This is a genomic window from Curvibacter sp. CHRR-16, from assembly GCF_018474005.1.
Lineage (GTDB): Bacteria > Pseudomonadota > Gammaproteobacteria > Burkholderiales > Burkholderiaceae_C > Allorhodoferax.
On the sequence record NZ_JAHCSH010000006.1, the window covers coordinates 143,966 to 167,667 of the forward strand.

At 52.5% G+C, this 23,702-nt stretch carries 25 protein-coding genes; 3 read left to right on the forward strand and 22 right to left on the reverse strand.

All coding sequences use genetic code 11. The features are described from left to right. Genes KIK84_RS14050 through KIK84_RS14085 form a run of 8 tightly spaced genes read right to left on the reverse strand, consistent with a single transcriptional unit; the run spans position 1 to position 6,367 of the window. A complete protein-coding gene (locus KIK84_RS14050; protein ID WP_214123727.1) occupies positions 1 to 1,062 on the reverse strand; it encodes a protein-glutamate methylesterase/protein-glutamine glutaminase in 1,062 nt (353 codons plus the stop codon). Between the two features lie 2 nt (positions 1,063 to 1,064). Beyond that, complete coding sequence (locus tag KIK84_RS14055) at positions 1,065 to 1,529, reverse strand: chemotaxis protein CheD (protein WP_214123728.1); 465 nt, start codon at positions 1,527 to 1,529, stop codon at positions 1,065 to 1,067. Continuing rightward, complete coding sequence (locus KIK84_RS14060) at positions 1,526 to 2,353, reverse strand: CheR family methyltransferase (RefSeq protein WP_214123729.1); 828 nt, start codon at positions 2,351 to 2,353, stop codon at positions 1,526 to 1,528. The genes KIK84_RS14055 and KIK84_RS14060 overlap by 4 nt, the downstream gene beginning before the upstream one ends. A 7-nt stretch (positions 2,354 to 2,360) precedes the next feature. Further along, positions 2,361 to 2,861 carry a chemotaxis protein CheW gene (locus KIK84_RS14065; protein ID WP_214123730.1) on the reverse strand — a complete coding sequence of 167 codons (501 nt, stop codon included), beginning with the start codon at positions 2,859 to 2,861 and terminating at the stop codon, positions 2,361 to 2,363. Between the two features lie 38 nt (positions 2,862 to 2,899). Beyond that, complete coding sequence (locus KIK84_RS14070; RefSeq protein ID WP_214123731.1) at positions 2,900 to 5,128, reverse strand: chemotaxis protein CheA; 2,229 nt, start codon at positions 5,126 to 5,128, stop codon at positions 2,900 to 2,902. Between the two features lie 27 nt (positions 5,129 to 5,155). After that, positions 5,156 to 5,464 (reverse strand): hypothetical protein, encoded by a 309-nt coding sequence (locus KIK84_RS14075; protein ID WP_214123732.1) that lies wholly within the window; start codon positions 5,462 to 5,464, stop codon positions 5,156 to 5,158. Positions 5,465 to 5,500: 36 nt separating this feature from the next. Beyond that, complete coding sequence (locus KIK84_RS14080; protein WP_214123733.1) at positions 5,501 to 5,866, reverse strand: response regulator; 366 nt, start codon at positions 5,864 to 5,866, stop codon at positions 5,501 to 5,503. Positions 5,867 to 5,878: 12 nt separating this feature from the next. Continuing rightward, positions 5,879 to 6,367 (reverse strand): hypothetical protein, encoded by a 489-nt coding sequence (locus tag KIK84_RS14085; RefSeq protein WP_214123734.1) that lies wholly within the window; start codon positions 6,365 to 6,367, stop codon positions 5,879 to 5,881. Between the two features lie 151 nt (positions 6,368 to 6,518). On the opposite strand from KIK84_RS14085, the gene KIK84_RS14090 reads away from it, so the two are divergent. The 3 genes from KIK84_RS14090 (at position 6,519) to KIK84_RS14100 (ending at position 9,387) form a co-directional block, all read left to right on the forward strand. Next, complete coding sequence (locus tag KIK84_RS14090; protein WP_214123735.1) at positions 6,519 to 7,580, forward strand: PLP-dependent cysteine synthase family protein; 1,062 nt, start codon at positions 6,519 to 6,521, stop codon at positions 7,578 to 7,580. A gap of 60 nt (positions 7,581 to 7,640) precedes the next feature. Then, on the forward strand, positions 7,641 to 7,964 hold the full coding sequence (locus KIK84_RS14095; RefSeq protein WP_214123736.1) for a hypothetical protein: 324 nt from the start codon (positions 7,641 to 7,643) through the stop codon (positions 7,962 to 7,964). 97 nt (positions 7,965 to 8,061) lie between these two features. Further along, positions 8,062 to 9,387, forward strand: coding sequence for a Glu/Leu/Phe/Val family dehydrogenase (locus KIK84_RS14100; protein ID WP_214123737.1), 1,326 nt, complete (start codon positions 8,062 to 8,064; stop codon positions 9,385 to 9,387). Positions 9,388 to 9,437: 50 nt separating this feature from the next. Here the strand turns inward: KIK84_RS14100 and KIK84_RS14105 are convergent, their stop codons facing one another. Genes KIK84_RS14105 through KIK84_RS14170 form a run of 14 tightly spaced genes read right to left on the reverse strand, consistent with a single transcriptional unit; the run spans position 9,438 to position 23,691 of the window. Beyond that, positions 9,438 to 9,923, reverse strand: a complete 486-nt coding sequence (locus KIK84_RS14105) for a DUF1178 family protein (protein WP_214123738.1) — start codon at positions 9,921 to 9,923, stop codon at positions 9,438 to 9,440. Then, on the reverse strand, positions 9,920 to 10,537 hold the full coding sequence (locus KIK84_RS14110) for an NUDIX domain-containing protein (protein WP_349815938.1): 618 nt from the start codon (positions 10,535 to 10,537) through the stop codon (positions 9,920 to 9,922). The genes KIK84_RS14105 and KIK84_RS14110 overlap by 4 nt, the downstream gene beginning before the upstream one ends. 21 nt (positions 10,538 to 10,558) lie before the next feature. Further along, positions 10,559 to 10,858 carry a DUF2818 family protein gene (locus KIK84_RS14115; protein WP_214123739.1) on the reverse strand — a complete coding sequence of 100 codons (300 nt, stop codon included), beginning with the start codon at positions 10,856 to 10,858 and terminating at the stop codon, positions 10,559 to 10,561. A gap of 3 nt (positions 10,859 to 10,861) precedes the next feature. Beyond that, positions 10,862 to 12,355: an NADH-quinone oxidoreductase subunit NuoN gene (gene nuoN, locus KIK84_RS14120; protein WP_214123740.1), complete on the reverse strand. Its 1,494-nt coding sequence runs from the start codon at positions 12,353 to 12,355 to the stop codon at positions 10,862 to 10,864. A gap of 24 nt (positions 12,356 to 12,379) precedes the next feature. After that, on the reverse strand, positions 12,380 to 13,855 hold the full coding sequence (locus KIK84_RS14125; protein WP_214123741.1) for an NADH-quinone oxidoreductase subunit M: 1,476 nt from the start codon (positions 13,853 to 13,855) through the stop codon (positions 12,380 to 12,382). A gap of 10 nt (positions 13,856 to 13,865) precedes the next feature. After that, positions 13,866 to 15,887, reverse strand: a complete 2,022-nt coding sequence (gene nuoL / locus KIK84_RS14130; RefSeq protein WP_214123742.1) for an NADH-quinone oxidoreductase subunit L — start codon at positions 15,885 to 15,887, stop codon at positions 13,866 to 13,868. 4 nt (positions 15,888 to 15,891) lie between these two features. Continuing rightward, positions 15,892 to 16,200 (reverse strand): NADH-quinone oxidoreductase subunit NuoK, encoded by a 309-nt coding sequence (gene nuoK, locus KIK84_RS14135; protein ID WP_214123743.1) that lies wholly within the window; start codon positions 16,198 to 16,200, stop codon positions 15,892 to 15,894. Further along, entirely contained in the window at positions 16,197 to 16,844 is a 648-nt protein-coding gene (locus tag KIK84_RS14140) for an NADH-quinone oxidoreductase subunit J (protein ID WP_214123744.1), read from the reverse strand. The genes nuoK and KIK84_RS14140 overlap by 4 nt, the downstream gene beginning before the upstream one ends. Positions 16,845 to 16,869: 25 nt before the next feature. Beyond that, the gene (nuoI, locus tag KIK84_RS14145; RefSeq protein ID WP_502757563.1) at positions 16,870 to 17,367 is read right to left on the reverse strand and encodes an NADH-quinone oxidoreductase subunit NuoI; all 498 of its coding nucleotides are present in this window, start codon (positions 17,365 to 17,367) and stop codon (positions 16,870 to 16,872) included. Between the two features lie 5 nt (positions 17,368 to 17,372). Beyond that, complete coding sequence (gene nuoH, locus KIK84_RS14150) at positions 17,373 to 18,449, reverse strand: NADH-quinone oxidoreductase subunit NuoH (RefSeq protein ID WP_214123746.1); 1,077 nt, start codon at positions 18,447 to 18,449, stop codon at positions 17,373 to 17,375. Next, a complete protein-coding gene (gene nuoG / locus KIK84_RS14155) occupies positions 18,449 to 20,584 on the reverse strand; it encodes an NADH-quinone oxidoreductase subunit NuoG (RefSeq protein WP_214123747.1) in 2,136 nt (711 codons plus the stop codon). The genes nuoH and nuoG overlap by 1 nt, the downstream gene beginning before the upstream one ends. A gap of 16 nt (positions 20,585 to 20,600) precedes the next feature. Beyond that, the gene (nuoF, locus tag KIK84_RS14160; protein ID WP_214123748.1) at positions 20,601 to 21,953 is read right to left on the reverse strand and encodes an NADH-quinone oxidoreductase subunit NuoF; all 1,353 of its coding nucleotides are present in this window, start codon (positions 21,951 to 21,953) and stop codon (positions 20,601 to 20,603) included. After that, on the reverse strand, positions 21,950 to 22,441 hold the full coding sequence (nuoE, locus tag KIK84_RS14165) for an NADH-quinone oxidoreductase subunit NuoE (RefSeq protein ID WP_214123749.1): 492 nt from the start codon (positions 22,439 to 22,441) through the stop codon (positions 21,950 to 21,952). Before nuoE ends, nuoF begins: the two co-directional genes overlap by 4 nt. Beyond that, entirely contained in the window at positions 22,438 to 23,691 is a 1,254-nt protein-coding gene (locus tag KIK84_RS14170) for an NADH-quinone oxidoreductase subunit D (RefSeq protein ID WP_214123750.1), read from the reverse strand. Before KIK84_RS14170 ends, nuoE begins: the two co-directional genes overlap by 4 nt. Positions 23,692 to 23,702 lie beyond the last annotated feature (11 nt).

Below are 23,702 nucleotides of genomic sequence, written 5' to 3' on the forward strand. Positions count from 1 at the left end.
TCAGGCGCGCGCATCAAAAGCCAGCACAGCACTGGCGATATCCCCTAATGGCAGCACATCGTCCACGGCTTGCAGTTTGATGGCTTCTTTGGGCATGCCAAAGACGACACAAGTTTCCTCGTTTTGGGCAATGGTGCGCCCCCCTGCGTCGTGGATGGCTTTCATGCCACGGGCACCATCGTCCCCCATGCCGGTCATGAGGATGGCCAAGACATCGCGCCCGGCGCATTCCGCCATTGAGCGGAACAGCACATCCACCGAGGGTTTGTGACGGTTCACAGGCGGCCCATCCATGACATGGGCGTAATACTGTCCAGCGTTTTTGCGGAGTTGCAAATGGCGCCCTCCAGGCGCTATGAGCACCAAACCACGCTCCATACGATCACCATCGCGCGCTTCACGCACTTGCATGGCACACAAACCATTGAGGCGCTGCGCCAGCATGGCAGTAAAACGCTCGGGCATGTGCTGGGTCACTGCAATGGAGGGAGCGTCCGATGGCAATTGCAACAGCATGGCCTCCAATGCTTGCGTTCCCCCGGTGGAGGAGCCGATGACAACGGGTTTGTTCATGGACAGGGCATGCACCCCTGCCGTGCGAGCCGCCCGCATCGATCGCTGCATAGGGAGCACTGCTGCAGGCGTGGCATGGCGCAAGCGAGGGTGTGAACGGGCGGCGGCCTTGAGCACGCTGATCATTTCGTGGCGCGACTCTTCCAGGTGCGCCCGCACCCCCAGCGCGGGTTTGGCCAGCACAGCGACGGCACCGCTGGACAAGGCCTCCAAGGCCACGGCACTGCCCTCGGTAGACAGGGATGAGCAAATCACGGTGGGAATGGGGTTGTTGGCCATGATTTGGCGCAAAAAGGTCAGCCCATCCATGCCGGGCATTTCGATATCCAGCAAGAGCACATCAGGGCGTTGCTTTTGAATCGCGGCCTGCGCTAGCAAGGGGTTGGGGGCAGATCCCACCAATGCGATATCTGCCTGACCAGACAGGATATGGGCCAACGCTTGGCGCACTACGGCGGAGTCATCCACCACAAATACCTGTATGGTCATGTTCAGGCTGTCTCCAGTTGTATGGCATCGATCTGGGGTGGTTGGGAACCGACTACCCAACTGAGCTTGCGGTAGCAACGCCCGCCCAAACAGGCCTGCACGGGTGTCATACCCCAGTGCTGCAGTGTCGCTTGCAGCCACAGAACATTGTGCAAACTCACATTGTCTTCGTCGGCGATGGAAGCAAACATGTTGCCGCCGCCATAGGCATACGCGTGGCAATAGCGGGGGGTGATACCCACCGACAACAACAACGCCTGCATGCGCTGCAAGGCCACACTGCCATAGGCAGTGTTGTGCAACTGGTCTGCCGGAGGGCGCGAAGCGTGCACGATGTGGCACATGCACCCCACGGTGCGGCGGGGGTCGGTCAAGATGAGACTCACACACGACCCTAGCAAGGTGCGCAATTGATCTCCCGCATGGGCCAACACCACATCGCCGGGCATGAGGTCGTAGGTACTCATGCTGCCTCCTTTTTGCGAAAAACGCCGGGGCGTACCACGTCCAAGGGGGTACGGCAGACCACACGCCCTTCAGCCGTACCAACAAAAAACAAGCCCCCAGGGCGCAGTGTTTGCAAAACCCGATCAGCCACCTCCTGCTTGGTCGGCGCATCGAAGTAAATCAACACATTGCGCAGGAAGATGGCATCAAACAGCCCCCAATCGGTATCGAGTGGCTGACACAGATTGAGCTGGCCAAACTGCACATGCTGGCGCAGTTTTTCTTGCACCATGACCAGCCCATCAGACTGCCCATCGCCACGCAAGCAATAACGCCGCAAACGGTCTTCGGATACGGCACGCAAACGATCTTGGGGGTATATACCTTCTTTGGCGGCCAATAAAACCCGGTGGCTGATGTCGGTGGCCACAATGCTCCATCCACTGGAGGTTTTGCCACTGACTTGCAAATCCATAAGCAGCATGGCAATGCTGTAGGGCTCATCACCGTACGAGCAGGCTGCACTCCAAACCCGCAATGCCCGCTTGTGGCCCCAGCGGGTAACGTGCTGCTCCAGTACCTGAAAGTGCTCCGGCTCGCGGAAAAAGTAGGTTTCATTGGTGGTGAGCAAGTCCAAAGCGGCTTGCATTTCACCATGGGCATGGGGGCCGCACAGCACATCGGCATAGGCCTCAAAACTATCCAATCCCAACTGCTGGATGCGCCCCGCTAAACGTGACTGCACCAAGAAACGCTTGTTTTCGGAAAAACTCAACCCTGCTGCGCGGTACATCACATGCACCAGCCGCTGAAATGCGTTGTCGGTGAGTTGCAAATCGGCCACCCCGTGTTTACTGGGTGGCTACCAGTTGGGCCATTTCGTCCATGCTCAAAGCGCGTTCAGTGTCCAAAATGCCAACGAATTGGCCAGCCACTTTGGCGACCCCCTGCAAGTAGTCCCGATCTATGCTGGTACCAAAGTTGGGCGGGGACTCAATTTGGCTTTGGCGCACTTCGATGACTTCGCTCACCGCATCGACCATGACCCCCAAATCCAGCCGCTCCCCTTCGCGCGACACGTCCAAAATAATGATGCTGGTTTTTTTTCCCAAGGGTGTAGGACTGCGCCCCAAACGGGCTCGCAAATCAATCACGGGAACCACCGATCCACGCAAATTGATCACCCCCCGCACAAAGCTGGGCATGAGGGGAACCACCGTCATGGAGGCATGCTGGATGATTTCACGCACACGGTTGATATTCATGGCGAACAGCTCGTCGTCAACCCAGTAAGTCAAGCACTGCAAGATGGTGTCAGGCTGGCCTTGTAGCAGCAACTTGGCGTAGTCCATAGGTGCACCTCTTTTTTAATGGCAATGAATGCATGGTTTTAGCGTCCGTGCTCTGCAGGGCTCAATTGCTTAGGTGGCTGCATGGCTAAGTCAGCCAAGCCCACCACATCCACAATGAGTGCGACTTCGCCACTGCCCAGCACCGATGAGCCCGAGATACCACGCAGGGTTTTGAACAAGCGCCCCAACGGTTTGATGACGATCTGGTTTTGCCCCAGCAGGGTATCGACCTCTATGCCGTATTTGCCTTTGGGTGACTGCACCACCACCACGCTGGAGCGCGTACTGCCACTGGCTTCCAAACTATAGAGGGCGCGCAAACGTACCACTGGCAAAACAGCACCACGCAACTCGACGCAATGGCGGTCTGCGTCGTCTTGGTGCACTTGGTTGCTCTTGGCCTCAATGACCTCGACCACCGACTCCAGTGGCAACACAAATTTGGATTTACCAATCGCCACCAAAAAGCCATCGATGATGGCCAGCGTGAGGGGCAAACGGATGTCCACACGCAAACCTTTGCCCGGTGTATTGACCAATTTGAGACTGCCGCGCAGCGCTTCAATATTGCGCCGCACCACATCCATGCCAACACCGCGCCCAGACAAGTCGGTGACTTGCTCGGCGGTGGAAAAGCCGGGCTCAAAAATGAGCATATTGATGTCGTCATCGGGCGGCACTACGCCTTGCTCTACCAGCCCTCTGTCCCATGCACGCTGCAGTACTTTGTCGCGGTTGATACCTCGGCCATCGTCTTGAATTTGGATCAGGATGGCACCGGTCTCATGGCGCGCGCGCAGCACCAAATGCCCCTCGGCTGACTTGCCAGCAGCCACGCGGTCATGCGGCGTTTCCAAGCCATGATCGAGTGCATTGCGCACCAAGTGCATGAGGGGATCGGCAATTTTTTCGACCATGGACTTATCCAATTCAGAGTCGCCACCGTAGATATCAAACACCACCTCTTTGCCCAACTGGGCAGCAGTGTCGCGCACGACGCGCTTGAAGCGGCTGAACGTCTCGCCAATGGGCACCATGCGCAAGGCCAAGGTGCCGTTGCGAATTTCTTCGATGAGGTTGCCCATTTGCAAATTGGCTTCGAGCAAAGCCACCTGTTTGGTGGTGCGCGCCATCAAGGTGGCACCAGCACTGGCTATAACCAGTTCACCAAGCAAGTTGATGACGGCATCGAGCTTGTCCGCTTGCACACGGATGTAACGCTCGTCCCCTCCTGCCGCACTGGCTTCGCGCATTTTTTGCTGCTTACCCAAGGCGGCAGTGACCACCGGCGCAGGTATGCCTGCTTGGCTGGTCAGTAGTTCGCCCAGTTTGGGCTTGTGGGACTCCTCGCTGGTGCTCTGAGCATGCAGGAGTTGGGCGACTTTTTCAGGTGCTAGCACCCCCGCCGTCACCATCAAATCACCCAAGCGAGGGGTATCGGGCAGGTTTTCTATGGCTTGCACCATTTGGCTTGCTGTGGGTGGCAGCATCTCTAGGCTGTACTGGCAATCGTCCTCCACAAAGCTAAAGGCCTCACGCAGTTCTGCCTCTGCGGCTGTGCTCTGCAACTCCAGCACAAAGCCAATGTGGCAGTCTTCAGGGATCAAATCAGTCAGAACAGGAATGCTGTCGCACAAGGCTTGCACCCTGAGGACAGTGCCGAGAGTGGCCAAATAGCGCAGCACGGCCAAGGGATCCATGCCATTGCGAAAGGTCTCTGGCCCAAACTGGGCTTGGATGCGCCACACTGGCTCGTGTACGGTGCCACCCAAGTCTGGCATGGCGCTGCGTTCTGGCGTACTGCTTGGCGGCGCAGACACAGAAGACGTAGCCAATGCGGCGGGGGCGATTCCTACAGCACTATTGACCACTCTATTGAGTTGCTGCACTAGCAATGCACGCAAAGTCTGCTCATCATCAGTGTCCAGCGAGTCGTCCGATGCAGCCTTGACCAGCAAGCGAATGTGGTCATTGCTCTGCAATAGCAAAGTGTTGGTGTCGGCCGTGCATTGCAATTTGCCATCGCGCATTTTGTCGAGCAAGGACTCTACGTGATGGGTGAATTCGACCACTTTGCTCAACCCAAACATGCCTGCCGATCCCTTGACCGTATGGGCGCAGCGAAACAGGGCATCGAGCAAATTTTTGTTATCGGGCTGATCCTCCAACTCCAATAACAAAGATTCCATGGCGTCGGTCTGCTCGACTGCTTCGCTCATGAAAGCGGGCAACGCTTGGGCTATGAAATCGGCATCGCTATTGCTCACGGAAACTCCCAGTGGGTTGATGCATCCTCAGACACTTTCTGGTGTGAAGTCTGTCCTGGTGTGTTGCTGCAAACAGGCTTGTAAACCGTAGTCTTGGCAGGCTTGCTGCAGCACATTGCTGGGCTCTACCAAGTGCCATTGGTACGCGGTTTTTCCCAGTGCCACCAATATCTGCAAGCCCGCCGCATCCACTTGGGCTACTTGGTCTGCATGGACATGCAGCACTGGTGCCTGAGCATCGCTTTGGTGAACTTGCTGCAGGCATGCCAGCAGGGCCTCATGGCATTTCTGAGCCGAGTAAATATTGAACTCTGTGGGCAACTCGAATATGGGCATAGTGGCCTCCAAGCTGTAGCGCTAGAACTGTTCCCTTTAGGGGCAAAGCTTGGACACTGCGTTGAGCAACTGGGTGGGGGCAAAGGGCTTGACCATCCACGCTTTGGCACCTGCTGCTTTGCCTTGCTCCTTCTTCTCCTCTTGGCTCTCGGTCGTGAGCATGAGAATGGGCATGAATTTGTAGTTGGGCAAAGTCTTGGCAGCCTTCACAAATTCGATGCCGTTCATATTGGGCATATTCACATCGCAAATAGTCATGTGCACTTGACGCCCATCGAGCAAGGCCAGTGCGGCCTGACCATCGCCAGCCTCTATCACTTGGTAGCCACTGGCAGTCAGTGTCATGTTGACCACTTGGCGCAAACTAGCTGAATCATCAACAACGAGTATGGTTTTGCTCATGAATTCTCTCCATCAGAAGAAATGGGGGTCTTGGGTTCCGTTATTCGCACCATCTACGGCGTGGTTTGAGTGATCGTTGTGCTGGTCATTCATGGCGTATTCCCCACGCAAACGTGCCAGCCATGCATTGGCGTCTGGAGGTGGGGCATGTGCATCTTGCAGTTGCTCTACCAAGCGCGTGATGTCTTGCTCTAGCAGTGCTAAGCGTTGACTCAAACGGTCTTGGTACTGAAAAGCCTCCAGTAGCTGGTGACTACTGCCTTGCATAGCTGTTGGCATGTTCTGCCCCAGTTGCTGGCAATGGTCACTGACCTGACGCTGGAACTCGGCAAAGGCCACCAACATGTTGCTCACAGCCTCATCGGAATGGCGACGCACCGACGCAATGTGGCGATGCCAGACAGGCAGCAATTGCTGCGTCAGTTCAAGAATTCTGTCGGCGCGCTCTGTGGCAGCGCTATGCTGCACTGGCGTGCTTGGTGAGCTTGCTGATTCAATCATTCACTCCCATCCCTCTCACAGTAGAGTCGCCGCCGATAATTTGGCTTTGACGCTGAGTTATGGGTCATATGTAGCAAGGTATGTCCGTAACGTGCGAGCAAGTGGTAACCAGATTCTTATTCCGGCGCTCCTTCATAACCGTTTATTGCAAATGACACAGAAAACCGACAACTGGCTGCAAACAGCGATCGCACGCATCAATGCAGATTACCAACGCAGCGCCGATACGCACCTCATCCCACTGCCGATACCGCATTTGCAAACAGCAGGAATCGATCTGTATCTGAAAGATGAGTCCACGCATCCCACGGGGAGTTTGAAACACCGACTGGCGCGCTCATTGTTTTTGTATGCCTTGTGCAATGGCTGGATACACCAAGGCACAACCGTAGTCGAAGCCAGCAGCGGCTCCACGGCCGTCAGTGAGGCCTACTTTGCGCGCCTGCTTGACCTTCCTTTTGTGGCGGTGATGGCGAGCACCACATCCAAAGAAAAAATCGCCTTGATTGAGTTCTACGGAGGTCGTTGCTTGCTGGTGAACGATCCCAGCCAAGTCTACGCAGTGGCCCAAGCAGAAGCCGATCGCACCGACGGCCATTACATGGATCAGTTCACTTACGCGGAGCGGGCCACGGACTGGCGTGGCAACAACAACATTGCGCAAAGCATTTTTGAGCAGATGCGCAGTGAGCGCCACCCCATTCCCCAATGGATAGTGACTGCCGCTGGAACCGGTGGCACCAGTGCCACGATTGGTCGTTTTATCCGCCTACAGCGTTATGACACCCACTTGTGCGTGCCAGATCCTGCTGGATCGGTGTTTCTGGAGTTTTACCGCAGCCGCAATGCTGCGCTAACAGGATCTGGCTCGCGCATCGAAGGCATTGGCCGTCCCCGTGTGGAACCCAGCTTCGTTCCTAGCTTAGTGGATCGCATGGAGGAGGTCAGCAACCTGCGCAGCGTGGCCGCTATGCGTGAGTTGTCTACCTTGCTAGGGCGTCGCGTAGGCCCTAGCACTGGCACCAATTTCGCTGTCATGCTGGAACTGGCCCATGAGATGCGTGCCTGCGGCCAACGGGGTTCGATCGTTTCGCTCCTGTGCGATGCCGGTGAGCGCTATGCACAGACCTACCACGATGCTACTTGGGTTGTTCAGCAGTTTGGCGACTGCACCGTAGAGCAAACGCACATTCGCAGCCTGCTTGGCCGATAAGATGCCTTGTCAGTGCAATGGCATGTGTTTAGACTCGTCATGCTTTAGCAGCACCTTGTCATGGCAGACGGCGTTGTTTCCTCCACCACCCAAATCAACCAGGCTCAGCAAGCCCGGTTGATGCAGTTGCGCCTGCAAAAGGCGCGTAATGAAGCGGAAAACACGGAGAAGCAGACGCAGGATCTGAAAAATGATCTGCGCATCACCGAATACAAAAACTCCACCGCTCGCAGCACTGAGCGGGTTCTGATGCTACAAAACATGCTGGAAAAGGGCGATGGACAACTGCCTGTTGCAGCCAACGGTGTAGAAAAAACTTACTCCAGCACCACACCAGACACTCCCCGCTACCAACCTGGCGAGCTATACCACCGGACTGCATGAAATAAATTTTTTGCATAACCATGCAAGAGATTCGCCTTGGACATTCACGATCCATCCTCCTACAGTCCGCTTCGTGCTTACACCAAAAGGAGACTGTATGAGCCAAGTTCGTGACCATGCCCTTACAAAGACGCTGGCCGCTTCGTCGACACACGCCCTGCCTTCTTACCTGAATGCGGACGACTTGGGCCCATGGGGCATTTATTTGCAGCAGGTTGATCGGGTGACGCCTTATCTGGGCCACTTGGCGCGTTGGGTTGAAACCCTCAAGCGCCCCAAACGCATGCTGGTAGTGGATGTACCAATTGAGCTGGACAACGGCACTATCGCCCACTTTGAAGGGTATCGCGTGCAGCACAACACATCGCGTGGCCCCGGTAAAGGTGGTGTGCGTTTTCACCAAGACGTCACGCTGTCAGAAGTCATGGCTTTATCCGCATGGATGAGCATCAAGAATGCAGCGGTAAACGTACCTTACGGCGGCGCTAAGGGCGGTATTCGTGTCGATCCCAAGACCTTGTCACGTGGTGAGTTGGAGCGTTTGACACGCCGCTACACCAGTGAAATTGGCATCATCATTGGCCCCAGCAAAGACATTCCTGCACCAGACGTCAACACCAACGACCAAGTGATGGCCTGGATGATGGACACCTACTCCATGAACGTAGGAACTACAGCAACAGGCGTAGTCACTGGCAAACCGATTGACCTTGGTGGTTCTTTGGGCCGCCGCGAAGCCACTGGCCGTGGTGTATTTACTGTCGGCGTTGAGGCTGCCAAGCATATTGGCCTTGATATCAGCAAAGCGCGTGTTGCCGTACAAGGATTTGGCAATGTGGGCGGTATTGCAGGCAAACTGTTTTCCGAGGCTGGTTCGCGCATTGTGGCGGTGCAAGACCACACTGGCACCATCTACCAAGAGTCTGGCTTGAACGTGCCCGCCTTGCTAGCGCACATCAAAGAGCACGGCACACTGATCACTTTCCCTGGGGTGGAGGTCATTGCCAACGATGCGTTTTGGGACGTTTCCTGCGACATCCTGATCCCTGCGGCTTTGGAGCAGCAAATCACGGCCACCAATGCGGGCCGTATTCAAGCCAAGTTGGTGATTGAAGGTGCGAACGGCCCTACCACGCCGCAAGCTGATGACATCTTGCAAGAACGTGGCGTACTGGTTGTACCCGATGTTGTGGCCAATGCAGGCGGCGTAACCGTGAGCTACTTTGAGTGGGTGCAAGATTTCTCCAGCTTTTTCTGGAGCGAAGACGAAATCAATGCACGTTTGGTTCGCATCATGCAAGACGCTTTTGATAGCGTATGGGCTGTATCGCAACAGCACAAAGTCACACTGCGCACAGCTACTTTCATCGTTGCCTGCCAGCGCATCTTGCACGCTCGCGAACTGCGCGGTCTGTATCCCTAATCTATAAGCCGACGCACCAGCCAAAGCCTATGCAGCGGTTGGTGTCAGTGCTAGTGCAAGTCGTTTTTCAATCCATCGGGAATGGGGAGGGGCAGCACCTCGACCCCCTCATCCCATAACGCGTGCACTTGTTCTGCCGAAGCTTGCCCACGAATTGCGGCTACTGGTTTTTCTCCATAGTGCATTTTGCGGGCTTCATCAGCAAAATGTTCTCCCACATCGGTAGTATTGCGCACCACCGCTTTGGCGATTTCCAGCCATGCACGCTGCAACGCTTGTATCGCATCGCTGCCGCCATGCAAGGTGCTAGGCATCGCATCGCCCGCCTGCACGGCAGGGGACTGACTTGGCGACTCTGCAGGTTTATGGGCACCCAAATTCAAACGCGGCGCGCTAAGGCATTTATGAATGTCTTTGCTGGCACAAAAAGGGCACTCCAACAGACCTCTGTTTAGCTGCTGGGCGAAGTCATTCTCAGAGCTGAACCAGCCTTCAAAACGATGGCCCATGGGGCACTGCAAATCGAGTACCTTCATGGGAAAACCTTTCCCGCAGCATCCAACCACTGAACTTGCACGCGCCCAGCCAAATAATGCTCCAGCCAAGTAAGTCCAGAAACCGTTTTAGCATCCGTCAACTCACCGCGCAAGAAATGATCTTGCAGTGCTGTCACCGACATCGGCAATAGCGTCAGAAACTCATCGGCATCCAATGACTGCTGCCCTTGGGTCAAGCCACGCGCCAGCCAAATATCAATACGTTCGGTGGAATAGGCTATGCAAGGATGAATGCAGCCTAAATGGGCCCAATACTGAGCGCGATAACCTGTTTCTTCCATCAACTCACGCTGAGCGCAGTGCAGCAAATCTTCATTGGGATCTAGTTTGCCTGCAGGAAACTCTATCAAATGCGAGGCCACAGGATAGCGATACTGCCTTTCCATGAGTACCGTCGGATTTGCGGCACTCGTTTCATCCAGCAAAGGAATGATCATGACCGCGCCTGGATGGATGCAGTATTCGCGATAGGACTGTGCACCCGATGGCAATGCCACCGTATCGCGGACTACACGCAAAAAATGCCCTTGCAGCAAGTCTTCCGTCTGAACGCGCCGCTCTGTCAAGTCCGGCAAATCTATATCGTGGGACACACTAGGCTCCAACACAGAGAGTTAGGGACGCCACAAATAGCGATAGACAAAGCCAGGGAAGGAAAAAGCCGCATACACAAACCAAGTCGCGGCCCAGAATACCCAACCTTGGCTGGCGTTTTGTCCTAAATACCGCTCAAAAGTCATCCCCAACGCCAACACGATGGCGTATCCAGCAAACCAGCCCATCCATCGGAAAAAACTGGCACGGACTTGGGCCCAAGCTGGCAGTAAGCGCACTGGTAATACCAAAAAGATATTGGCTGCGACCAGCGCAGCCAATATCAGTACCCAGATCAACAAGCTCTGGAATGATTGCAAGGTTTAACCACCAATCAATGACTTCATAGCATCGGCACAAACTGCCATCAAACCTGCGGGAAACATACCTAGCACTATCAGCGCCAATCCGTTGATGCTCAGTACAGCATTGAATGAGGATCTGACAGGGGCAACAGGTGTTGTCACTGTGGGTTCATCAAAGTACATGACCTTGATCACACGCAGGTAATAAAAAGCACCAATTACGGACATCAGCACAGCAAAGATAGCCGTACCCAGCGCCCACGCACTTTGGCTAGCTAGTAAAGCCTGTAATACGGCCAATTTGGCATAAAAGCCAATCATGGGAGGAATACCTGCCAGCGACAACAAGGCCACCGTCATGATGCCTGCATGCATAGGGCTGCGCTTATTCAAACCAGCGAAATCGGCAATGCGCTCATTTTCATTGTCTGCACTGCTCAATGCCAGCACTACACCAAAGCTCACCAAGGTAGTAAGGACGTAGGCCACAACATAGAACATGGAAGAGCTGTAGGCGTTGGCAGCATTGGCATCATCCCCATTGTGGACACCCGCGATGAAACCAATCAACACAAACCCCATTTGGGCAATAGTTGAAAACGCCAACATGCGTTTGAAGTTGTCCTGTGCAATGGCTGCCAAGTTGCCGACGATCAAGGAGGCAACCGCCAAGAACAACAGCATTTGCTGCCAGTCGTGCGCCAAGGGAAGTAAGCCTTCGACCAAAAGGCGCACCAAAATCGCAAATGCAGCCAACTTAGGCGCACCGCCAATCATCAGAGTAATAGCTGTTGGTGCACCTTGATAAACATCCGGAATCCACATATGGAAAGGAACGACCCCCAGCTTGAAAGCCAAACCAGCAGCAACGAAAACCAGCCCAAAAACCAACACTTGGTGTTTGATTTGCCCAGTTGTGATGGCCTTGATGAACTCTGGTATCGACAAAGTGCCAGAAGCGCCGTACAGCATAGACATGCCGTAGAGTAAGAAACCTGACGCCATAGCACCCAAAACAAAGTACTTCATTGCCGCTTCAGTTGCCAGCACATCATCGCGGCGCAATGCAACCAATGCATAGCTAGACAAAGTCAGCAACTCCAAGCCCAAATAAATGGTGAGAAAGTTGTTGCCACTGATCATTACAAAGATACCCAGCAAGGCAAACAAACTGAGTGTGTAAAACTCCCCGCCTGTTTTTGTCATGGATCGCACGTGTAGATACTCACGCGAGTACACCCAAGTGATGAGCATTGCCACTGTTGCAAAAACCTTAGACCAAGCGGCAAAAGCATCCACCACCACCAAGCCACCGAAAGCGTATACCGCTTCTGTGCTTGCAGTTTTGGGTAGTAACAAGCATCCCACTACCAACAACACAATTACCGAAATACCAAAAGTCAAGTTGCGCTGGTCACTTTGCTTGCGCAAATCGATCAAAGTCAACAAAGACGCCATCACGAAAAGTACGGCCTCTGGTAATACGGAGAAGAAACTGATTTTGTCCATCATGAAAATCTCACTTCAGCCAAGAGCTCAATTCAGCTTGCTAACAGCCACATGCTTAAGCAGCTGCTGAACAGAAGCATCCATTACGTCAGTGAAGGGTTTTGGCTGAATACCCATCCAAAGAACTGCCAAGGCCAAAACTGTCATCACCAGCATTTCACGTGCATTGATATCGGTCAGACCACGTACATCATCATTCTCAACAGGACCTAGATACACCCGTTTGTACATCCATAAGGTGTAGGCAGCACCCAAGATCAAGGCTGTTGCTGCCAAGAAACCAATCCAAAAGTTGTATTTCACTGCGGCCAAAATAACCATCCACTCCCCAACAAAACCAGCTGTGCCTGGCAAGCCGCAGTTCGCCATCGCAAACAACAAGGCAAATGCTGCAAACTTGGGCATGGTGTTGACCACACCACCGTATGTTGCAATTTCACGGGAATGAACACGGTCATAGAGTACGCCGATACCCAAGAACATAGCACCCGAAACAAATCCATGGGACACCATTTGCACCAAGGCACCGGACACACTCAAAGGATCGAACATGAAAAAGCCCAAGGTAACAAAACCCATGTGGGCGACCGATGAATAAGCAACAAGCTTCTTCATATCTTGCTGCATCAAGGCCACCAAGCCAACATAAATCACTGCCAGCAAAGACAAAAGAATCATCAGCCATGCCCATTCGTGCGATGCATCGGGGGCGATAGGCATAGAAAAACGCAGGAAACCGTAAGCACCCAACTTCAGCATAATCGCTGCCAGCACTGCAGAGCCCCCAGTAGGCGCTTCCACGTGCACGTCTGGCAGCCAAGTGTGCACGGGCCACATCGGCACCTTGACTGCAAAGGCTGCAAAGAACGCAAAAAAGAGATAGGTCTGTGCAGAGGCAGACAAGGGCAGTTTGTGCCAAGTCGCCAAATCAAAACTGCCATTCGAGTGGATGTACAGATAGATCAATGCAATCAGCATCAATACAGAACCCAGCAAGGTGTACAAGAAAAACTTGAATGCGGCGTAAATGCGGTTAGGACCACCCCAGACACCAATGATCAAATACATCGGAATCAATGTGGCTTCGAAGAAGATGTAAAAGAGCAGCGCATCTTGGGCCAAAAAGACGCCAACCATCAAACCGCTCAAAATCAAGAACGCCCCCATGTACTGGTGCACGCGCTCCGTGATGACTTCCCATCCAGCTACCACGACGATCACGGTGATAAAAGCAGTCAGCAAAACAAACCACAGAGAGATGCCATCTACACCCAAGTGGTAATTCACATTGAAGCGGCCAATCCATGGCTCGTTCTCGACCATTTGCATACCGGCTTGCGCGGTATCAAAGCCCATGTACAAAGGCAAAGTCACAGCAAAACTGGCCAATGCGGCAATCAGCGCAATCCAGCGCACCGCTTTGGCGTGCTCATCACGCCCCAAGGCTACTATCACCAAACCCAAAGCGATGGGCAACCAAATAGAAAGGCTCAACAAACCCATTCTTATTCTCCTATGCGAGCCAGACAAAATAGGTGAGCAACACAAACACCCCCACGATCATCATTAGGGCATAGTGGTACAGATAACCAGTCTGTACGGTGCGAACACGACTACTGAAACGGGCTACGAGCTTCCATGCGCCATTGACGATAAAGCCGTCAATAATCGTTTTATCCCCTACTGTGGACAAGAAGCTGCCCGCACAGCGTGTGAGACGTGCAATCACGTTTTCGTTGAACCAGTCCATGAAATACTTGTTCTCCAGCACGATGTACAGCGGCTTTAGCACTTCCTTGAGTTTGGCGGGCACTGCAGGCACAACCATGTAAAGCACGTAGGCAACTACCACGCCGGCCAATGCCAGAGCAAATGGCAAAGTGGTCAGTGCATGCAAAGCCATGCCTGCTGCGCCGTGGAATTCAGAGGCCAACTCTTCCATCGCGGGGTGTTTTTCCAAATCAATGTGGAGCACATTGACAAAGAAGTCACCGTACAGCATGGGCTGGATAGCAAAGTAACCAATCAGCACAGAAGGAATGGCCAATAGCACCAAGGGTAGCGTCACCACCCAAGGCGATTCGTGCGGCGCATGTGCATGGTGGTCATCGTGACCATGGTGGTCGTCATGGTGGTGAGCGTCCGGATTCTCGTCATACCGCTCTTTGCCGTGGAAGACCAAGAAATACATGCGGAAAGAGTAGAAAGCCGTGACAAACACGCCAGCCAACACGGCGAAGTTAGCAAAACCAGCTGCGGGCAAGTGACTCAGGTGCACTGCTTCGATGATGCTGTCTTTGGAATAGAAACCCGAGAACAGGGGCGTACCAATCAACGCCAAGGAACCCAGCAAGCTGGTGATCCATGTGATGGGCATGTGTTTCCACAAACCTCCCATGTAGCGAATATCTTGGTTGTGGTGCATGCCGATGATGACCGAGCCAGCCCCCAAGAACAGCAAGGCCTTGAAGAAGGCGTGGGTCATCAAGTGAAAGACAGCTACAGAATAAGCCGATGCACCCAATGCAACGGTCATATAACCCAATTGGGACAAGGTGGAATAGGCCACTACACGCTTGATGTCGTTTTGGATAATACCCAAGAAGCCCATGAAAAGTGCCGTGATGGAGCCGATCACCATGATGAAGTTCAAGGCCACGTCGCTGAGCTCATACAGGGGAGACATGCGTGAGACCATGAAAATACCAGCCGTCACCATGGTCGCAGCGTGGATCAGCGCAGAAATAGGCGTGGGGCCTTCCATCGAATCAGGCAACCATACATGCAACGGGAACTGGGCCGATTTACCCATAGCCCCTACGAACAAGCAAATGGCAGCGGCAGTCAACACAGACCAACCTGTGCCAGGCATGGTGGTAGTCGCCAATCCTTGCAGCTTGGGAAAAAGCTCCGCGTAGTTGAGCGTGCCAGTGTAGGTGAGCAAAATACCGATACCCAAAATGAAGCCAAAGTCGCCCACACGATTGACCAAGAAGGCTTTCATGTTGGCAAAAATGGCGGTCTTCTTGTTGTACCAAAAGCCGATCAAGAGGTACGAAACCACGCCCACTGCTTCCCATCCGAAGAATAGTTGCAGGAGGTTGTTGCTCATCACCAGCATCAGCATGGAGAAGGTAAACAAGGAGATGTAGGAGAAGAAACGGTTGTAGCCCTCGTCTTCTTCCATGTAGCCGATGGTGTAGATGTGCACCATCAGCGAGACGAAGGTGACCACGCACATCATCATTGCTGTCAGGCTGTCAACCAAAAAGCCGACCTCCATCTTCAAGCCCCCAACACTCATCCACGTGTAGACCGTCTGGTTGAATGTAGGCCGACCTTCCGAAAGAATCTCTATCAACACCAAGGCTGATAGAACAAAGGCAACCAGAACACCCAATATGGTGATGCTATGGGAGCCACGACGCCCCAAGACATTTCCGCCCATTTTGGTACCCAAAATACCTGCCGCAATAGAACCAACCAGCGGAGCCAGTGGTATGGCTAGCAAAGTCTGCATTGACAAAGCACTCATTCTGTTAGCCCTTCAAGGTATTCAATTCATCCACGGAGATGGCAGACTTATTCCGGAATAGGAGAACCAAAATGGCCAAGCCAATAGCTGATTCAGCAGCAGCAACAGTCAAGATGAACAACACAAATACTTGACCATCTATATCGGCCAAGTAGCGCGAAAAAGCCACGAAGTTGGTGTTGACTGCCAATAGCATCAACTCGATTGACATCAACAGCACAATCAAATTGCGACGGTTGAGAAAAATTCCAATAACCGACAAGGCGAACAACAAGCCGCCAAGCGATAAAAAATGACCCAGGGTTAATGTCATTTACCTTCCCCTTCTGCGCTGGTCTCTGTAGAAACTTCAGGCGCTTTGGCTGTAGCAGCCATCGACACCACTTTCAAGCGATCACGCTGGCGTGCCATTACTTGTTTGGCAGGATCTGCATATTTGCTGTCCTTGCGTGTGCGCAAAGTCAGGGCTATAGCAGCAATCATGGCGACCAACAAAATTGCGGCAGCTACTTCCAACGCATAGAAGTAATCAGTGAACAAAACCATGCCCAATTGCTTGGTATTGGGCAAGGCAGCCGCAGCAGCATCAGGGTTGACTGCAATGGTCGTTTGACGGAAATTGCCCAACGACAAAATCGCTACTTCCACACCCATCAAACCACCAAGCGCAGCAGCGACAGGGAAATGCTTCCAAAATCCAACGCGCAATGCCTCCACATTGATGTCGAGCATCATCACAACGAACAAGAAAAGCACCATTACAGCGCCTACATAAACCATCACCAAAGCGACCGATAAGAACTCGGCACGCAACAGCATCCAGACCAATGCCCCTTGGAAAAAGGTAAGCACCAAATACAGGGCCGCATGCACGGGGTTTTTGGAAGTAATAACCTTGAACGCGGCAACCAACATGACTGCCGAAAAAATATAAAACAGAGCTGTCTCAATCGACATATAGGTAGTCCTTGATTAGGCTGCTTCAGCGGTATTTCGCATCCATTGCCTTATTGGCAGCGATTTGCGCTTCAAATTTGTCACCTACAGCCAGCAACATGTCTTTTGTGAAATACAGGTCACCGCGCTTCTCACCGTGGTATTCAAAGATATGGGTTTCCACAATTGAATCTACAGGGCAACTTTCTTCACAAAAACCGCAAAAAATACACTTCGTCAAATCGATGTCATAGCGTGTAGTACGACGCGTTCCATCGTCGCGTTGTGCAGACTCAATGGTGATGGCCATTGCAGGACAAACCGCTTCGCACAACTTACAGGCAATGCAACGCTCTTCACCGTTTTCATAGCGGCGCAGTGCATGCAAACCACGAAAACGTGGCGAAAGCGGCGTTTTCTCCTCCGGGAATTGAACCGTCACTTTACGACGGAATAAGTACTTACCCGTCAGCCACAAACCTTTGAACAGCTCCACCAAAAGCAGGCTGTAAAGGAAATCCTTTATCGAAAATTGGTTGCGCATGGTCGTCATTTCCAAATATTCAAAGGGGTTTGCATCCAGGCGCCTACAACAAGCAACCACACCAAACAAATCGGGATGAACACCTTCCAACCCAAACGCATGATCTGGTCATAGCGATAGCGGGGGAAAGTTGAACGAATCCAAATAAACAAACTAATGAATGCAAATGACTTCAGACCCAACCAAATCCAGCCAGGTATCCATGCCAAAGCATCAACTGGAGGCAGCCATCCACCTAAGAACATGACGGAGGCCAGCACGGAAACCAACCACATGTTCGCGTATTCGGCCAAATAGAACATGGCATACGACATGCCCGAGTACTCCACCATGTGACCTGCAACAATTTCGGCTTCACCTTCGACCACATCGAAAGGGTGTCGATTGGTTTCAGCCAAACCAGAAATCACATAGATGACAAAAATGGGCAGCAATGGCAGCCAGTTCCAAGACAAAATGCCAACACCATGCTCGGCAAACATGCCCTTACCCTGTCCCAAGACTATATCGGTCAGATTCATACTGCCCGACACCATCAATACAATCAAGAAGCAAAAGCCCATCGCAATTTCATAGCTGACCATCTGGGCTGAAGCACGCAGCGCTCCCAGAAAAGCGTATTTCGAGTTAGAAGCCCAACCAGAAATCACGATCCCGTATACCTCCATGGAGGTAATGGCCATAATGAAAAGCAAACCCGCGTTGACATTTGCCAAGGCCAAATCCGGACCAAATGGCACGACAGACCAAGCAGCCAACGCTGGCATGATGGTCAACACAGGGCCGATAAGGAACAAGCCTTTGCTGGCCATTGCAGGTACCAAAATTTCTTTGGTCAGCAATTTGAACGCATCTGCAATGGGCTGTAACAAACCGCTTGGGCCTACGCGGTTTGGCCCTAGGCGAACTTGCATCCACCCCATGAACTTGCGTTCCCACAATGTCGTGTATGCAACCGCACCCAAAATGGGAAGCAATACAGCCACAATTTTCAAAACAGCCCATATCACAGGCCATGCAATCGCCGCCCACCAAGGAGCCGCGATCAAACCAGCACCCAAGCTGTGCAATTGATCAATCATCAGATCACTCCCTTGGCAATACCTACTTGTCCATCTGCAGTCAGTTGCAGTGATTGCGCTCTACGCACCAATGCATCCAACTGATAGATACTGGCACTCAATGGAGCCGTAGATGCTGGACTCATATCGATAGACGCAGTGTTAGCGCAGCTCAAAAGATTGGCTGGAAGCAAACCATCAACATCAGCGGGCGTTTTTTCCAATGCTTTTTGCAAAACCTCTTGGCTTGAATTGAAATCAAAACCGGGCAAGTCCAACAAATTTGCCAGTACGCGCAATACTTTCCACGCCGGACGTGTTTCAGCCAAAGGTTTGACCACCGCATGGAAACTTTGAACACGAGCCTCTGCATTGACAAAACTACCAGAGGTTTCGCTGAATGGTGCTATTGGCAACAGTACGTCACTAAACTCCATGTTGCACTGGAAAGGGCTCAGGGTGACCACCATGTCTGCAGCGTCCAAGGTTTTCGCCCATTCCGCGTGCTTGGCAACATCTCCCACGATCTCCGTATTCAGAAGGAACATTGCCTTCATACCCGCTTGCAGCATCTGACCTGCATTCAATCCTGAACCTTGGGGCTCGGCTTTAGCCAGCTGAGCGCCAACAGTGTTGGCAGCCTCTGTCAAGTAGCCCACTGTCGCGCCAGTTTGGGCACCAATCCAATTTGCCAAAGCCAAAAGACTTGCTGCTCGCTCATGGTGCGCCGCGGCATTACCCAGCAAAATCGCATTTTGTTCACCGGACAACAAAGCGCGAGCCGTTTGCGCAGCAAAATCGCTGATAGCACCGACAGCCACAGGCGCATCAACAGCCTTGTTTTGGGCAACTGCCGCAGCCACTTCTGCCAATGCCTGCACCCATTGCTGATGCGATACAACATGTGCAGACTCAATGGACATAGCCCACTCTGGAGCAACATCCACCACAGCAAAGACCTTCGCTCCCGCACGAACCGCTTGGCGTACACGCTGCGCAAACAACGGATGATCTTTGCGCAAATTGGAGCCAACCACCAATACCGACTGCAGTGTGCTCAAAGAAGCTATGGAGCGCCCCAAAGTGCGCAGGCCGGATGTTTTAACAAACTCCAATGCACGCAAACGATGATCAATATTGTCACTGCCTGTCAAACGCAGTAGTTGCGCCAACAAATACTGCTCTTCCAATGTGGAGTGCGGGCTGACCAAAGCACCGATTTGACCTGCGCCATGTTCGCTCTTTATCGAGCGAACACCATTGGCGACATACTCCAATGCAGTTTGCCAGTCAACCGATTTCCATTGACCACCTTGCTTGATCATCGGAGTGGTCAAGCGATCCGATGTATTCAACGCCTCATACGAGAAACGGTCACGATCAGCAATCCAGCATTCGTTGATGGCATCGTTTTCATATGGAACCACACGCATGACTTTGTTGTTCTTCACTTGAACAATCAAATTCGCACCTGTTGAATCGTGTGGGCTGACCGACTTGCGACGAGACAACTCCCAAGTGCGCGCCGAGTAACGGAATGGTTTGCTTGTCAAAGCACCAACAGGGCACACATCAATCATGTTGCCAGACAATTCCGAGTCGATCGAATTACCCACAAATGTCTCAATCTCAGCATGCTCACCACGGTGTGACATGCCCAACTCCATGACGCCAGCTATCTCTTGACCGAAACGCACGCAGCGTGTGCAGTGGATACAACGACTCATCTCTTCCATCGAGATCAGCGATCCAACATCCTTGTGAGCAACTACACGTTTTTCCTCTTCGTAACGCGATTTGCTTCCACCATAGCCCACGGCCAAATCTTGCAATTGGCACTCACCGCCTTGGTCACAAATAGGGCAATCCAACGGGTGGTTGATGAGCAAAAACTCCATCACGGACTTTTGCGCTTTAACCGCCTTGTCGCTTTTGGTGCGCACAATCATCCCCTGTGTTACAGGCGTAGCACAGGCAGGCATGGGTTTGGGCATTTTCTCCACATCGACCAAGCACATACGGCAACTAGCCGCGATACTCAATTTCTTGTGATAGCAGAAATGCGGAATATAGGTGCCAGCCTTCTCAGCAGCATGCATCACCATGCTGCCTTCTTGCACCTCTACTTTTTTGCCGTCAAGCTCGATTTCAATCATCTTGTGACCCACTCAGTCAGGCATTGCTACCAGTCGTGCATTTTTTGTTCTGCACGTGGTCTTCGAATTCATGGCGGAAATGCTTCAGCATTGCACGCACAGGCATAGCAGCAGCATCCCCCAAAGCACAGATCGTGCGCCCTTGGATGTTTTCTGCCACGTTGTCCAACAGATCCATATCACCGGGCCGGCCTTCACCACCCTTGATACGATCCACCATGCGAGAGAGCCAACCCGTACCCTCACGGCATGGCGTACATTGGCCACACGACTCGTGCATGTAGAAATAGCTCAAGCGCTGCAATGACTCCACCATGCAACGGGTTTCGTCCATCACGATGACTGCGCCAGACCCGAGCATGGAACCCGCCTTAGCGATTGAGTCGTAATCCATGGTGCATTCCATGATGATGTCTGCAGGCAATACAGGCGCTGAAGAACCACCAGGAATCACCGCTTTGAGCTTGCGACCACCTTTAACACCGCCAGCCAACTCCAAGAGTTTTGAAAATGGAGTGCCCAAAGGAATTTCATAATTGCCAGGACGTTCCACATCACCACTGACAGAGAAAATTTTGGTACCCCCGTTGTTGGGCTTACCGCATGCCAAGTAAGCTGCACCGCCGTGGCGAATAATCCATGGCACTGCCGCAAAGGTTTCTGTGTTGTTGATGGTTGTTGGTTTGCCATACAAACCAAAGCTGGCTGGAAATGGCGGCTTAAAGCGTGGTTGACCTTTTTTGCCCTCCAGCGACTCCAGCAACGCTGTTTCTTCGCCGCAAATGTAGGCACCAAAACCATGCGCGGCGTATAACTGGAAGCTAAAGTCAGAACCTAGGATGTTATTACCCAGATAGCCTGCTGCACGGGCCTCTTCTAAAGCCGCTTCAAAACGCTCGTAGACCTCGAAAATCTCACCGTGGATGTAGTTGTAGCCTGCAGTGATGCCCATGGCATAGGCCGCAATGATCATGCCCTCAATCACGATGTGTGGGTTGAACATCAAGATGTCGCGATCTTTGCACGTCCCTGGCTCCCCCTCATCGGAATTGCAGACCAAGTATTTTTGACCAGGGAACTGACGCGGCATGAAACTCCATTTCAAGCCAGTCGGGAAGCCCGCGCCACCGCGTCCACGCAATCCAGATTCTTTGACAGTGGCAATCACTTGGTCTTGGCTCATGCCTTCAGAGCCATCTTTGCCCAATATCTTGCGCAACGCTTGGTATCCACCGCGCGCAACGTAATCATTCAAAGACCAGTTGGCACCATTCAAATCGGCATAAATTTGTGGATTGATATGGCGATCGTGAAAGCAAGTCTCAACCCCAGAGGAGGAAAACTGCTCCAGCACTTGGGATACGTTCATGCTTGTCCCTCCGCAGTACGCAAGCCATCCACCAAGCGATCCAGTTTGTCATGACTCATGAAACTGCACATCTTGCGATCGTTCACCAACATCACTGGTGCATCAGCACAAGCACCCAAGCACTCGCTTTGCTGCAATGTAAAAAAACCATCGGCTGTCGTTTCGCCCATATGCACACCCAACTTTTCCTCCAGATGCCGCAAAGCCTCATTACCACCACGCAGTTGGCATGGAAGATTGGTGCAGACATTGAGCTTGAATTTGCCAACCGGTTTTTGGTTGTACATGTTGTAGAAAGTGGTGACCTCGTGCACAGCCATAGGTGCAATACCCAAGTACTGGGCTAAATCACGCTCACTTTCAGCACTCACATACCCTTGTTCTTGCTGGATGATGGCCAAGCAAGCCATCACTGCCGATTGGCGCTGCTCGGCCGGGTATTTAGCGACCTCGCGGTCAAATCTTGCGCGTGTAGCTTCAGAGATCATCGGTCAATCTCTCCAAAAACAATATCCATGGTTCCAATAATGGAAACAGCGTCCGCCAGCATATGGCCTGCAGACATTTCATTGAGTGCCGACAAGTGCACAAAACCGGGAGGACGAATCTTCAACCGATAGGGTTTGTTTGCGCCATCACTGATGATGTAAATACCAAACTCACCCTTAGGGTGTTCAACAGCAGCATAAGCCTCGCCTTCGGGGACTTTGAACCCCTCTGAGAAAAGCTTGAAGTGGTGAATCAACTCCTCCATGCTTGTCTTCATGGCTTCACGGCTAGGTGGAGCTATCTTATGGTTATCGGTAATCACCGGACCAGGATTGACGCGCAACCAGTCCACGCATTGTTTGATAATGCGATTGGATTGGGTCAACTCTTCCATACGAACCAGATAACGATCATAGACATCGCCAGTCTTACCGACAGGAATGTCAAATTCAAGTTGATCGTAGACCTCGTAGGGTTGCTTTTTGCGCAAATCCCAAGCAATACCAGAGCCACGCAGCATAGGTCCGCTAAAACCCAAGTTCAATGCACGCTCAGGTGAAACCACACCGATATCTACCGTACGCTGCTTCCAGATCCGGTTCTCGGTCAAAAGCGTGTGGTATTCCTCGACGTACGTTTCAAAACGGCGTGTGAAATCCTCAATGAAATCCAACAAGGAACCTTGGCGATTGCTATTCAGGTAATTCACACCCGCTTGATTGCGCACCTTACTAGCCTTGAATTGCGGCATGGTGTCGGGCAAATCACGGTACACACCACCAGGACGGAAATATGCTGCGTGCATACGCGCACCAGATACCGCTTCGTACATATCGAAGAGGTCTTCCCGTTCACGGAAGGTGTACATCAGCATCGTCGAGCTACCAATGTCGTTAGCGTGAGAACCCAACCACATCAAGTGATTCAAGATACGGGTAATCTCCGCAAACATCACACGGATGTATTGCGCACGAATAGGCACCTCAATGCCAAGCAGCTTTTCCAAAGCCAAGCAATAAGCATGCTCGTTGGACATCATGGACACATAGTCCAGACGATCCATGTAAGGCAGTGCTTGGATGAATGTTTTGCTCTCAGCCAATTTTTCAGTGGCGCGGTGCAGCAAACCAATGTGTGGGTCTGCACGTTGGATGACTTCACCATCCAATTCCAGCACCAAGCGCAACACCCCGTGTGCTGCAGGGTGCTGCGGACCAAAGTTCAAAGTGTAGTTTTTAATTTCTGCCATGGCTCAATCTG